Source organism: Radiobacillus deserti (assembly GCF_007301515.1).
In the GTDB taxonomy this organism is placed as follows: Bacteria; Bacillota; Bacilli; order Bacillales; family Amphibacillaceae; genus Radiobacillus; species Radiobacillus deserti.
This window is the reverse complement of record NZ_CP041666.1, coordinates 2,473,960-2,487,258: the sequence shown is the minus strand read 5'-3', so window position 1 is coordinate 2,487,258 and position 13,299 is coordinate 2,473,960. Positions and strand designations below refer to the sequence as shown.

The 13,299-nt window shown below is 38.8% G+C and carries 14 protein-coding genes and 1 riboswitch; of the genes, 5 read left to right on the top strand and 9 right to left on the bottom strand.

Annotated features, from left to right (window positions below; all coding sequences use genetic code 11):
- Positions 1-252 precede the first annotated feature (252 nt).
- Positions 253-1,440 carry a C40 family peptidase gene (locus FN924_RS13165; protein ID WP_228409441.1) on the top strand — a complete coding sequence of 396 codons (1,188 nt, stop codon included), beginning with the start codon at positions 253-255 and terminating at the stop codon, positions 1,438-1,440.
- On the opposite strand, the gene FN924_RS19385 is transcribed toward FN924_RS13165, so the two are convergent.
- The 3 genes from FN924_RS19385 to FN924_RS13155 all read right to left on the bottom strand — a co-directional run bounded on the left by FN924_RS19385 (position 1,409) and on the right by FN924_RS13155 (position 4,101).
- Positions 1,409-2,233 (bottom strand): transposase, encoded by an 825-nt coding sequence (locus FN924_RS19385; RefSeq protein ID WP_228409440.1) that lies wholly within the window; start codon positions 2,231-2,233, stop codon positions 1,409-1,411. The two genes, FN924_RS13165 and FN924_RS19385, sit on opposite strands and share 32 nt — an antisense overlap.
- Before the next feature lie 173 nt (positions 2,234-2,406).
- Complete coding sequence (locus FN924_RS19380; RefSeq protein WP_228409439.1) at positions 2,407-3,132, bottom strand: transposase; 726 nt, start codon at positions 3,130-3,132, stop codon at positions 2,407-2,409.
- 261 nt (positions 3,133-3,393) lie between these two features.
- Positions 3,394-4,101 (bottom strand): tubby C-terminal domain-like protein, encoded by a 708-nt coding sequence (locus tag FN924_RS13155; RefSeq protein WP_143895215.1) that lies wholly within the window; start codon positions 4,099-4,101, stop codon positions 3,394-3,396.
- A gap of 225 nt (positions 4,102-4,326) precedes the next feature.
- Between FN924_RS13155 and motA the strand changes: the two genes are divergently transcribed.
- Together motA and motB are read left to right on the top strand one after the other, a co-directional pair.
- A complete protein-coding gene (motA, locus tag FN924_RS13150) occupies positions 4,327-5,121 on the top strand; it encodes a flagellar motor stator protein MotA (protein ID WP_143895213.1) in 795 nt (264 codons plus the stop codon).
- Positions 5,114-5,884, top strand: a complete 771-nt coding sequence (motB, locus tag FN924_RS13145; RefSeq protein ID WP_143895211.1) for a flagellar motor protein MotB — start codon at positions 5,114-5,116, stop codon at positions 5,882-5,884. The genes motA and motB overlap by 8 nt, the downstream gene beginning before the upstream one ends.
- Positions 5,885-6,634: 750 nt before the next feature.
- Here motB and thiE read toward each other — a convergent pair.
- The 6 genes from thiE to FN924_RS18900 all read right to left on the bottom strand — a co-directional run bounded on the left by thiE (position 6,635) and on the right by FN924_RS18900 (position 12,425).
- Positions 6,635-7,282, bottom strand: a complete 648-nt coding sequence (gene thiE, locus FN924_RS13140) for a thiamine phosphate synthase (protein WP_143895209.1) — start codon at positions 7,280-7,282, stop codon at positions 6,635-6,637.
- Positions 7,279-8,091 carry a hydroxyethylthiazole kinase gene (gene thiM, locus FN924_RS13135; protein ID WP_143895207.1) on the bottom strand — a complete coding sequence of 271 codons (813 nt, stop codon included), beginning with the start codon at positions 8,089-8,091 and terminating at the stop codon, positions 7,279-7,281. Before thiM ends, thiE begins: the two co-directional genes overlap by 4 nt.
- The gene (thiD, locus tag FN924_RS13130) at positions 8,078-8,911 is read right to left on the bottom strand and encodes a bifunctional hydroxymethylpyrimidine kinase/phosphomethylpyrimidine kinase (protein ID WP_143895205.1); all 834 of its coding nucleotides are present in this window, start codon (positions 8,909-8,911) and stop codon (positions 8,078-8,080) included. The genes thiM and thiD overlap by 14 nt, the downstream gene beginning before the upstream one ends.
- The gene (gene tenA / locus FN924_RS13125; RefSeq protein ID WP_143895203.1) at positions 8,908-9,603 is read right to left on the bottom strand and encodes a thiaminase II; all 696 of its coding nucleotides are present in this window, start codon (positions 9,601-9,603) and stop codon (positions 8,908-8,910) included. The genes thiD and tenA overlap by 4 nt, the downstream gene beginning before the upstream one ends.
- A 170-nt stretch (positions 9,604-9,773) precedes the next feature.
- A riboswitch (TPP riboswitch) is annotated at positions 9,774-9,884 on the bottom strand.
- A gap of 119 nt (positions 9,885-10,003) precedes the next feature.
- Positions 10,004-10,723 carry a Crp/Fnr family transcriptional regulator gene (locus FN924_RS13120; RefSeq protein WP_143895201.1) on the bottom strand — a complete coding sequence of 240 codons (720 nt, stop codon included), beginning with the start codon at positions 10,721-10,723 and terminating at the stop codon, positions 10,004-10,006.
- A gap of 238 nt (positions 10,724-10,961) precedes the next feature.
- Positions 10,962-12,425 carry a 5' nucleotidase, NT5C type gene (locus FN924_RS18900; RefSeq protein ID WP_158634003.1) on the bottom strand — a complete coding sequence of 488 codons (1,464 nt, stop codon included), beginning with the start codon at positions 12,423-12,425 and terminating at the stop codon, positions 10,962-10,964.
- A 342-nt stretch (positions 12,426-12,767) separates the two neighbouring features.
- Here FN924_RS18900 and FN924_RS13110 point away from each other — a divergent pair, with 342 nt between their 5' ends.
- Both FN924_RS13110 and FN924_RS13105 read left to right on the top strand, forming a co-directional pair.
- On the top strand, positions 12,768-12,953 hold the full coding sequence (locus tag FN924_RS13110; protein WP_143895199.1) for a hypothetical protein: 186 nt from the start codon (positions 12,768-12,770) through the stop codon (positions 12,951-12,953).
- A 33-nt stretch (positions 12,954-12,986) separates the two neighbouring features.
- Positions 12,987-13,289 carry a DUF4212 domain-containing protein gene (locus tag FN924_RS13105; protein ID WP_143895197.1) on the top strand — a complete coding sequence of 101 codons (303 nt, stop codon included), beginning with the start codon at positions 12,987-12,989 and terminating at the stop codon, positions 13,287-13,289.
- Positions 13,290-13,299: the final 10 nt, after the last annotated feature.

Sequence of the window (13,299 nt, the reverse complement as noted above, 5' to 3'; positions counted from 1 at the left end):
ATGCAACATGTATTTTATAACCATTGTCATAACAGTGTTTTAGAGGTTTTATTCTGTGAAACATTTTGTAAAAAAGAAGGGTTTTGTAACGAATGAAACAGAATTGTAATATTCGTATTACATTCCTGTCATTTTATGATGTTATACTACGAAGTGCCTATCAAGAAGAGATAGATTAATAGGCTAAAAGATAGAAAATTTAATAGTTTACATAAATACAACAAACGATAGTTTGGAAGGTAGGGGAATCGAGTGCTAAAGAAAAAGCTTATCATTCTTAACATGAGTATTGCAGTAGGATTGGCAAGTACCATCGCAATCCCATCTGTGCAGGCGGAGACACAAGCAGAAATTCAACAGAAACGTTCACACATTCAATCCAAGATTTCTGAAGCGGAGAAAGTAATTGCTGAAGCAGAGAAAGACTTAAAAGAGTTGAACGAGCAAGTTGCACGAGTCGACCAGGCTATCGAGGATAACCAACAAAAAATTGATGATACGAAGAAGAAAATCAAAGATACAAAAGCAGAAATTGCTAAACTTGAGGAAGAAATTGTTGCTTTAGAGAAGAGCATTGAAAAGCGCCTCGATATTCTTAAAGAACGTGCACAGTCTTTCCAACAAAGTGGCGGAGAAATTAGCTATTTAGAAGTAATCTTTGGATCTAAAAGCTTCGGTGATTTTATAAATCGAGTGTTCGCTGTAAATACGATTGTGGAAGCGGATGAAAACTTATTAAACGACTTAGAAGCAGATAAAGCAGCTGTAAAGAAAAAACAAGATTCTGTTAAAAATAAGCTTGAAGATTTGAACAGCATGATGACCGAACTCGAAGGAATGCAAGCACAGATTCTTGAACAAAAAGAACAAAACGAAGCATTGAAGAAAGACCTTCTAGCTCAGCAGGAAAAAAATGAAGAGTTAAAAGCAGCGCTTGAACGGAAAGATGCGAATCTTGCAAGTCAACTAGCATCCTTCCAATCAGGTAGATCTACACAAGTAGGATCGCAAAGTGTTTCTACACCATCCTTCTCTAATAATACTGTAAGCGGAAGTGCACAATCTGTGATTAGTGTTGGATACAAATACATTGGAAACTCTACGTATGTATTTGGTGGCGGAAGAAACGCTTATGATATTCGCAATGGTAGATTTGATTGCTCTGGGTTTGTATCTTATGCATTCTCACAAGCAGGGATTAGCTTACCAGCAAGCACATCTTCTCTAGTTGGAGTTGGACGAGCTGTTTCTGCAAGCCAAATGCAGCCAGGTGACTTAGTATTCTTCAATACGTATAAGACAAATGGTCACGTTGGAATCTATGTAGGCGGCGGAAAATTCATCGGTTCTCAAAGCTCTACTGGAGTAGCGATAGCTAATATGTCTAGTGGATATTGGGCTAGTCACTTCAGCGGAGTAGTAAGAAGAGTATTAAATTAATAACTGGATGGGGCTGTCTCAAAAGGCCTCTTTGAAATGAAAAAGCCACGGAGATATTCATTTTTCTCCGTGGCTTTTTCGGTGTGAGCTTATTTCCGCTATGAAACAGGCGGTTCCACTCTGCCTGTTTCAGGAAGTTGTGGGCCATCGCGACCAGTCCAAACTCTATCCTTACTTTATCGATCCCACGAAGAGAAAATCGCCGGAACGACCGATTGCCCTTGATATGACCGAACACACTTTCCACCTCCACTTTTCGTCTGGCGTAGATACGTGCTCCTTTGTCACACCAAAGGTTTTCCCTTGCTTCCTTCTTCAGTTGTTCAAATGCCGGGTTATAGTAAACGCGCCGGTTTCCTTTTGCTTTCGTGCACTTTTCTTTTAATGGGCATCCACTACACTCTTCGCATTCATAGACCTTGAATGTTCGCGTATAGCCGTACCGATCGGTACGGTGCGAGTGGAATTGAAAAAGAACTTTTCGTCCATTCGGACAAATGTAATAATCCCCATCCTCCTTGTACTCCCAGTTCATAACCTGACTTGGGTCTTTCTTGAACGAACGGGACTGCTCTTTTCGCATCGTGTTGTAGGGAATGAGTGTTTCAAACCCTTCCTTCTTTGCGTATTTATAATTGACTCCACCATACCCTCCATCAGCGACAATTGTATTAGGGAACGGAAGCTCTCTGGCCTGTAGTTTTTGAATGTGTGGTTCAAAAAACGGGTGTCCGTTGGACGCTGATGGATCGAGTAGCCGAGGATGAATGATTTTCTGTTCCTGCCTGCACATTATAACCAGGTTTCAGTTGTCCATTCTTCATATGATCTTCTTTCATTCGCATAAAGGTGGCATCCGTGTCTGTCTTGGAATAACTGTTCCGGTCACCGAAGGTGGCCAGCTGGGTTTCATACTTTTTTAAACGAGGTAGGTAGTCCTGGCTCAACGTTTTATAGATACGTCGTTTAGCACGGAATACTTCCTTTTTCTTTCTTCTTTTCCTTATCATTTTCTTCTTCGACGGCTTTTTCCGCCTGTTCTACCTGGGTTTCTACCTGCTCGACAACTTTTTCGAGTTGCTCCGAAGTTACTCGCTTGGCAGGAGACCCTTCATCCGGAAGTATTTTTTCATCCATCTCAATGGCATCTTCAATATCCGCGAATGTTTGATCCAATTTTTCCTGTAGTTTTTCTTCGTAACGTTGGACAGATTTTTTCCACACAAACGTGTATTTATTGGCATTCGCCTCGATTTTGGTTCCATCAAGGAAGTAGTTGTCCATGGATATGTACTCTTGATCGATTAGAAGCTTAATCAACTCCGTGAATAAAGGTTCAATAATTGCCTTCATACGTTCTGAGCGGAACCGGTTGATGGTTCGGAAATCTGGTGTCTGTTGGCCGGCCAGCCACATCATCGGGAGATGTTCCCGAAGGGCTTTGGCGATTTCACGGCAGGAGTAGATTTTTTGCGTGTAGGCGTATAAGATAACTTTTGTCATCATTTTGGGATGATAGGAGCTCCGGCCACCCCCTTGGTATTGGGAAAAGAAGATATCATCATTCACCTGTTCCACCATGGCATGAATGACGCGGACCACATGGTCCTCTGGAATTAAATCACTGAAGTCCATTGGTAGAACCAATTGACCCATGTTATAATCAATGAAAGTAGCCGAAGAGTTACTCATAAAAAATCGCCTCACTTTTCGTTTTTTGTTGGTTTGGTCGCTTACATTATAACGAATGAGGCGATTTTTTTGTATGTAAAAGAGAAGATTTTTGCATTGTTGATTGCCAATTTGGGAAGGGAATCGTTTCCCAATGCCACTTTTCCGGCACCAACAGTAATAAAAGAAAAGGGCTGTCCCAATTAGTCTATACAGACTTATGGGACAGCCCCTTTTTTAATTGGAAATAGAATTAATCATCATCAGTTTTATACTCGTAACCTACTGCTCATACACGTAATTGAAAAGCACGAACACTGCGAACAGTACTTCTTCATGCTGCTTGTTAGCCTCGTTTACGGTAATTCCATATATTGAACCTTTTCTCCGCTTCCCATTAGCAACTTCTAGGTTATTTTTTTCCACCTTTGTTTCGGAGCCAATACTTAAAGAATAAAAATTAAATGTTTCTTCTCCAAGCTCTAAAATGAATGTTTCTTTCAATTTTGCTACATTTTTCAAACTATGATCTGTACGTATTTGTCCTACTAGCTTATTGTTCTCATAAATTTCCCATTGAGAATTACGAGCTAGTGCATGCTCATTTATTCCTACAATTTTTATATGACTAGATAAATTAAAAGTAAGGTTTATGTGAAATGTACTCCCTATTACTTCAGTTATTACTCTATGCCATTTTTTCTTATAAAAGCGATTAAACTCTCCAATTATATCTTTCCCATGTGTCACAACTTTCAAACCTGTGCTGTATCTTTCAGCCATTTTAGTTTGCATGTCATATGGGTCGCCAGTTGCTTGGAAGCTAGCATCCTTTCTAATTTGATAGCGCATGATGCCATAAACAAAAATAGTCGCTATCGGGAAAAGTAACAATAAAAAAAGTTGATCTAAGTCAAATTTTCCTAAAATAAAAAAACGTAATAATATTCCGATAGAACCAGCAATAAAAAATACTAATAATTTTCCCATTTTATACCTCCTACTTATCGTTTTACGAATATGTTAGAGAAACGTTTCGTTCTATAAGTTCGATTTTTTGATAACGTTTTCTACAATATGTACAGAAGAATAATAATAGATTTTATCGAAAAAATTGACGTTTTCTATTGAAAAATCGGAAAATATGACGAAATAAATAGTATCGAACATTAAACGTGTAGTAATTAAGTTTATAGAGAGAATGGGTGAAACGACATGGATATAGCTTCATTAGTTGGTTTAATATTAGGAATTATCGCGGTAGGAGTCGGGATGGTCTTTAAAGGTGTACCTCCAACTGTTCTTATCAATCCGGCAGCATGGATGATTATCGTATTAGGAACAGTAGCAGCCGTTACGATTGCATTCCCGATGAGTGAATTAAAGAAAGTTCCAAAGCTATTTGGAATCCTCTTCAAAAATCAAAAAATTGCGGATCCTGTAGTACTTATTAAGCAATTTTCAGAATGGGCACAGCTTTCTAGAAAAGAAGGATTGCTTGCTCTTGAACCGAAAGCAGCTGAAGTAGAAGACGAGTTCTTAAAAAACGGACTCACATTGGCGATTGATGGGCAAAATGCGGATTATATTCGAGATGTTTTATCTGAAGAAATCGAAGCAATGGAGGAGAGACATCAGGCGGGTGCTGGTATTTTTACTCAGGCAGGAACGTATGCTCCAACGCTTGGGGTTTTGGGGGCTGTTATTGGTCTTATTGCCGCACTCGGAAATATGCAAGACCAAGAGGGATTAGGTCATGCCATTAGTGCTGCATTTGTTGCAACTTTACTAGGTATTTTTACTGGATACGTTTTATGGCACCCTTTTGCCAACAAGCTAAAGCGTAAGTCTAAGCAAGAAGCTCAATTAAAATACATGATGATTGAAGGCGTCTTATCTATTATGGAAGGGGAGTCTCCAAAAGTCATTGAGCAAAAATTAGCTTCATATTTGCCAACGGGTGAGCGGAAAAAAATCACTGAAGGAAGTGGAGTGACCGCAGATGAGTAAAAAAGGCAAAAAAAAGCATCATGAAGAGCATGTTGATGAATCCTGGCTTATCCCGTATGCGGATCTTATGACGCTTTTGTTAGCATTGTTTCTCGTATTATATTCAATGAGTGAGATAGATGCAAAAAAGTATGAAACATTGTCAGAAGTGTTTCAAAAAGAATTTACAAGTGGAACGGGTATCATGGAAAACCCAAGTCCTAAAGAAGATCCTGAAGCAACATCTTTAGATGAACAAGAGGAAAAGAAGGAAGAGACACCTGAGGAAGAAGAATCTCCGGACGAGGAAGCGAAAAAGCAGGACCAAAAAGAACTGGAGGAAATTCAAGCTAAGATTAATTCTTATATTCAAAAGAATAATTTAACTGCTCAATTAGAAACGTCTTTGACGGATGAAGGTCTACTTGTGACTATTCGGGATAATGTGTTGTTTGCGTCTGGGAATGCAGATGTAAGAACACAGGATTTAGAAATTGCACGAGAAATATCTCAGCTTCTTGTTATCAATCCACCACGTAATATTATTATTAGTGGGCATACAGATAACGTACCAATTCAAAACTCTGACTTTTCATCCAATTGGGAGCTTAGTGTAATGCGAGCTGTTAACTTTATGAAAATCATTCTAAAAAATGATCAATTGAATCCAGAGTGGTTTAGTGCAAAAGGATTTGGTGAATATGAACCAATTGCTTCTAATGATACAAGTGAAGGAAGAGCACGAAATCGAAGAGTGGAGATTTTAATATTACCGAGATACTAAAAAAAGCGTACTTTGTCTGACAAAGTACGCTTTTGCTTCTGTTATAGACGATTATCGAGTAAGAGATAATCATTAATCATAGGACTCTTTGGTAATATTGGGGTTGAAGAGAGTTAAGTTAACGTTATCAAGATAGCTAGGGCACACCGAAACAAAGAGTGATTTAACGTTCAAATGTTAGTGAAAATCAAAGTTTCTACATGACAGTGTAATAAGAGCTTGATAGATAAAGAAACCATCCCATTTACAGCAGAAAAAGTATGAATAGCATTTTTATATAAGGTAGAAGGGGGGCTTAAATTTTCCTATTCATTTAGTGTCTTCCAATGGAATACCACGTCCTTCAAGTTCATCTTCAATTTGTTTTTTTAGAAGAGCAAGATCTAAACTCTTTGTAAAGTCGGACGATTTTGAATAACGGACTAGTGTGCGGAGCATTTCGACAAGAGATTCTGTAGATATTTCACGCAATACCAAAAGATTCCCACCTAAGTTTCATTATAGTTTTACTTTTTCTATATCCATTATATCTAGAAGTAAACTTTTCGAATGAATTTATTCCTATTTCTATATTTATAGTATCATAAATGGATGAATTGCATAGAATAAACTTGAACTTATTGTACATTTTTACAATACTGATGATTCCGTTCTATATTTTAATGGTTACACGAATTAGCCAAAAAAGGAAACCCCGCCAGTTGTGGAACTAGCAGGGTTTCCTTTTTTGGCTTATCTTTGGTTAAAACTCTAGCGGGTATAAAGGTCGAGCTCTTGTTTCAATAGCAAGGTAGATTGGAAGGGCGACCTTGATTGGCTAATGGCTGAAATTATAGATATCCCGTCAGCTCCAGCTTGAAGTATGTCTTTAATGTGTGAGAATTGTATTCCACCAATTGCCACAATGGGTATTGATTTGCCAACACTCTTTCGCACTGTTATTAACCCAGATAACCCCATTGGTTTTTTTGCATCCTCCTTTGTCGTTGTAGAAAAGATTGGCCCAACTCCTATATAATCAGCACCATCTCTTTTGGCCTGAACAGCTTCTGTTACATTTGTTGCGGAAACTCCTATAATCCAGTCGGATGGACACTGTGCACGAACAACGGATATGTGTTCATCATCTTGTCCAACGTGGATGCCATCTGCTTCAATTTCCAAAGCAAGCTGGATATCATCATTCACGAGAAATGGTACTTTATAGGATCTACATAATGCCTTCATTTTTTGTGCGAGCTCTTTCTTGTCCTCTTTTTGTTTTGCACCTTTGCCTTTTTCTCGAAATTGAAATAGGGTAATACCTGCTTTTAGAGCTTCTTCCAAGACTTCAAGAGGGTCTTTTATGCAGTTGTTGCTGCCCATGATAAAGTATAGCTTTAAAAGGGAAGGATTCATTTTATCTCCTCTTTTGAAAAGATAACTTTCATTTTTTCAAGAAAGGTATCGACATCCACTTGGTGCAAGGCATCTAAGAAAGCCATTTGAAAGCTACCTGGCCCCGGATTATTTTCGGCAGCAACCTCGGCAACCACTCCATAAAAGCTTATGGCAGCTGCTGTGGATTCCAAGATATCTGTTCCACATGCGATAAATGCAGTAGTTACGGAGCTTAACAGGCAACCAGCTCCCGTCACTTTGGTTAAGAGGGAATGACCATTTTCCACGATAAACGTTTGTTTACCATCCGTTATAACATCCTTTTCTCCTGTAACAGCTACCGGTATTTGTAACTGCTTTGCTGCATGAATGGCTATGTCTCCAAAATCATGAAAACCTTCTGAATCAACTCCCCGCACTTTTACATCCAACCCTGCTAGAGAACCTATTTCACCAGCGTTTCCACGTATTAGCGATACGTTCACATTATCCAAAATTCTACGAGCAGCTTCTGTTCGGAAGGTAGTCGCACCTGCTCCTACGGGATCAAGAATAACTGGAATGTTACGTTGATTTGCTGCATGACCTGCTTGAATCATTGCCTCTACTTGAGGAGACGACAATGTGCCAATGTTTAATAGAAGTCCATCAGCATTAGAAGCCATATCCGCTGCCTCTTCAATCGCATTTGTCATGACTGGTGCAGCACCGAGCGCGTACAACCCGTTTGCTGTAAAGTTAATAACCACTTGATTCGTTATATTATGAATAAGTGGCTGTCTTTCCCGGACACGTTCAATATAAGTAGATAGGTTAGACATGTTCATTCTCCTCTCTCTTACTTGGTGTATCTTTTAATCGATGTCCCCAATGGTTAGTAGGACCGTTGCCGTGTCCGATATTTAAGGGGAATTGAATGGCATCTGTTATATACTTTTTAGCTGTAGACACGGCTTCTACAATAGATCTTTGTTTAGCTAATTCGGCTGTTATAACGGCCGAAAACGTACAGCCAGTGCCATGCGTATGTTTTGTATTTCTTCGAGCAGTAGGGAAGGTGTAAAAAGAATCCTCGTGGTATAAAACATCGATTGCTTCTCCTCGTAAGTGGCCACCTTTCACAACGGCTGCTTGTGCTCCTAGCTCTTCTACAAGGACTCTAGCTGCTTTTTGAGCATCATCAAGATTGTTAATTTTAAAGTTTACTAGAATTTCTGCTTCCGGTATATTAGGTGTCACAATCGTTGCCAAAGGCACCAACGTGTTCTGAATAATTTTTTGGGACGAGGCTTCCATTAGCACATGCCCACTTTTTGCAACCATTACAGGGTCCAATACATAGGGAAGGGATGCACGTTTTAACGAATCGGCAATTATATCCATCATTTCAGGTGTTGCAATCATGCCGGTTTTTACAGCATGAGGAGCTACATCCTCAAATACAGATTTAATTTGCTGTTCGATAAATGATAGTGGTATGTGATGGACGTCTTGGACTCCAAGCGTATTCTGGGCAACAACGGACGTAATGACGCTCATTCCATAAACTTCTCTTTCTTGAAAGGTTTTTAGATCGGCTTGAATACCTGCTCCGCCGGTTGGATCTGTTCCAGCAATCGTTAAAGCCAGTGGAATGGATGAGGTCATGACGTAGTCACCTCTTGCTCCACAGAAAACGGCCATATTTCTTTTGTGATTGCCATATCCCAAAATCGATATTCTAATTGACAGCTTTTCAAAAACGCGACTTTCGCCTTTTCTAGTTCATCAGGACCGACCCCTTTAGCCCAAGTATCTAATCGACGGCGTAATTCATTTGTTATTTGGCCAACTTCATCCTCCGCATAAAAGGTAATCCACTCATAAAATGGATGATCTGGTTTTGGTTGTACCGTCTCCATTAAATATTTCCCTATTTCATAGTAGGTCCAAGGGCAGGGTAACAGAGCGGCTAATATTTCTCCCATACTTCCTGTTAAAGCAGTGCTTTTCATATGACTGACATAGTGATCTGCGGTTGGGGGGAGCGGGAATCCCTTTAGATCATCGTAGGCGACTCCAGCGACACGGCATAAATTATTGTGTGGGTGTATTTCTCCATTCAATACAAAAGCAATTTGTTCATGGAAGTAGGCCATATCTTCTCTTCGGGTCGATTTTGCAATCGCTAACCCATAAATATTCATAAAGGCATTTAAGTACTCAAAGTCTGCTTTTACATAATGAATGATAGATTCAGGATCTAAATCTCCTTTTCCAAGTCCTTCGACGAATGGGTGACGAAATATACCTTGATAGATTTCGTCAGCTTCTTTCCTAAGCTTTTCTGAAAACAACATAACTGAACTCCTCCTTATTAATAAAAAGAAAGTCCAAGTAGGTCGGGGCTACCCTTCCAAGAAATAAAAAAACCGCTCCATGAAAACTGGAGCGGTTTTAATAAACGTAGTAATGGGTTAGATTTTATGATATCCATACCAAAACAAGATATGACAAGCTTTTGCCATTAAGGTTCCCGACTCCACTTTCCTCCGCTGGTACTAACCAGTTCAGGTTCAAAGGGACCAAGGAGTAGCTCCTCCTTATCTCAGCCATCTTAATGGCGCCCCTAGTGGACTTCCTATATGTAGTTTCCCTTCCAATAAACCATTATTATCAGATAATGTCAACCATATTTTGTATATTTCAAGCAAGTGTTTATAAATGAAACCATAGGCTACTTCATGAAGTAGCCTATGGTTAATCGATATTACATATATTTAAAGGGCAATTCTCACAGTCAATCTCGTTTCGGAGGAATTCTAAATCATGAATAACAATTTTATTATCAGCTTGAATAGAAATCACCTTTTGTTTTCTTAAGTCGCTCAGCATTCGATTAATGCTTTCTCTAGCTGAAGCACAAAAGTTTGCGATTTCTTGATTGGTGAGAACAATGTCTATTAAAATGGAACCGTCGGACTGTTGGATCCCATAACTATTGGTCAAGCGAATAAGAGTGGAATAGAGAGCTCCCTTTTTCCCATTTAAAATTAGATCTCTAATTTTGGACTGTAGTTTTCTTAAGTGAAGACTAATCCATTTCATGAACTCAAACGTTAAAGGTCCGCTCTTAATAAGTTCTTTTTCTAACGTATCCTTGCTAATTGCTAACACTTCACTATCTGTAATAGCATAGGCCCCTACCATATAGTTTGCGTCATCTGTAAACAGTGTTAACTCTCCAATAATGTCGTCTCTAGCACCTATTCTTAATGTAAGTTCTTTCCCGTCAGATCCCACTTTGCCAATTTGCACTAAGCCAGACTTAATAAGGTATATTTCATTAGCTTCCATACCTTCTTGAAAGATATACGTATTTGGATTGACCGTTTTCTTTATTCCAATACTTTTAAGTAAAGTAAGTAGTTCGACTGATAATTCAGATGCATCGGATGGTCGAGGGGAGATTGTTTGCAATTTAAATCACTCCTATAGGTGCGAAATGTATCAAGATAATTAGAAAAAAGCTATTCTTATCCTCATGTTAACACCGTTTATCGTATTGTAAATGGGTAATTTATTGCAGTATTATGAATTTTTTGTTGAAAGCGTTATACTGGATAGGTTCTGTAAATGGATTGGTCTAGGTGAGAAAGAAAACTGGATGATTGAAAGCAATCACCCAGTCTGTTTTTATTAAGTCGTTTTTAACTGACTAGATATATACTTGGCAACAACTGCTCCATGCCCAACTGCTGTGGACACACTTGAATATAAGGGGGCCGTTCGTATATCCCCCGATAGCGAGAATGGAGGGATTCGTGGTTAAACCTATTTCATTCGTTTGGACATATCCAGCCTCGTCTAAGGCAACTACTCCTTTTAATTCGTGACTGTTCGGTTGTACCCCGACTCGAACAAAAACAGCCTCCACTTGAAGAGTGAATGGTTTATCGTCCAACGTATCTAAATCAATAGCGGACACATGATGTTCTCCATTAATACTTGTTACGTATGTATTAGTATATATAGTGATGTTCTTTTGTTTTCTTGCTTCTAGAAGAAATGGATTTCTTGCTCGAAAATGTTTGGAACGATGGATAAGGTGGACGTATGCACCCGCTTTGGCCAGTAAAAGCGCTCCTTCTAGGGCTCGGTCTCCGCCACCAATCACTGCCACGTGTTTCTCTTTGAATTTTGGGCTGTCCTTTGTAGCTGAATATATTTCATCTCGATCCCACATCGCTTGTTCACCAGGAACTCCTAATGTTCTTTGCGCTGACCCAGCTGCCACGATGAGAAATGCATAGGACATCTTTTCTTGTATCTCTTCATGTTTGATGGTGATAATGTGATCCACTTCATTGATTTCGATTAGTTTGGTTCGGAGTGCATATCGGATTTCAGACTGTCTGATATGATCTAGAAAATGCTCTTGTAGTTCTTTTCCATTCCTTGTTAAAATACCAGGATAATCAATAAACGCGTTTTCGATACTAGGTAATTGCCCACCGAGTTCTTCTGCTTGTTCGATTACATAATAATCAAGTCCAAGTCGATCACACCAAATTGCTGCAGAGATACCGGCGGGGCCACCACCGACAATAATCACATCAGCATGTTTCATAGACGTTCTCCTTCTCTTCCAATCTAGATTCAGTACAAATTGCTCGAAATCTAACCAGTTTTGAACACGGGGAACCTCTACATCATGATTATACGGATAGTCCATAGCCACAGCTAATCTCCCCGTTAAATGAAAGCTTTCCAAATTGTGTGGCGCATCATCAAATAATAAATCCCCAACAATCATGTTTTTTCGATGAGAGAATATTATGTTATGCTTCCCGATAAACGGTAGGTGCTTTTCCACCCATTGCTCCTTTTCCTGAAATGCAGTAGATACACTACTGGTTACAATCAGAATATCAAATTGGCCATTCAGTCTTTCAAGGACTTCTATTGCATGCGGGAGTGGCTTTAGTTTGAGAAATAATCCAGGTTCTTTTAAATAGTCATAGATTTTGACTCCACATTCTGGCTTTACAAATTGCTCAGATTGCCATGTGGATAATTTCCCAACATGCAAGTCGTCTTGATAATCTTCATTATAACGTCGATGCCATTCGGTCATTAAGTCACATATAACAGAATCCATATCAATAAGCAGTGTTCGCAAGGTGTTCACCTCTCGTGTAAATATTTTAACTATATTTATCATAATAGATGAAAGTAGGGAGTTACAGTAATTTTGTATTAATGCAGGACATTTATAAGATTTACTATTTTCTTTTCACTCTAAAACACCCAGTAAAAAGGTAAATATCAACTATCCCAAAGAAATCCAGCCATTAATAATTAGAATAAGTATATTTACCTATCCCTCACATTTTAGGTTGACATTTCCAACCAATCTATAATAATCTAAAAATTGTATAAATTCTTTCAATTCACTCCCTGGGTAGGGAGTGTTTTAAATCCTTTAAATGTTAACGCTTACATTTGGAGAGGAGGTGAATGTATGGTTTGGGTACTTTTGATGGGCATTATTACCGTGTTATCGGTATTCATTGGAGTGAAGCAAAAGAGGATGGCATATTTGCTGATTCCTTTAGGATCTATTCTTATGTTTATGCTCGTCAAGATTATAATGGTACCATTACCTTTTATGGAAACGGTCCGATTTATTTTTGATATCCGCGGGTGATGTACCAAATTAGAAGAAGGAGGAGTTCTAAAAATGAGAAAAGTGGAGAAAAAAGTAGCAGACGCTTACTTCCGATTACGAACAACACTAATTGTTATTTATTTAGCGATTGGCGTTTGTGTTTCTTATTTAGTCGTGTTCTTTGCACGGGACTTATCTTCCATTACTTTCAATGGGTTTCCATTGCATTATTATATGGGGGCACAAGGAGCCGTTCTGACATTTATTATTCTTTTGTTTGTAAACGCTTTCGTTAATGATAAGATTGACCAAAAATTCGGGATTCATTCGGATAAGAAAACAAATCTGTCTAGTGGGAACACGTTAGACCAATAAGGTAAGGGGG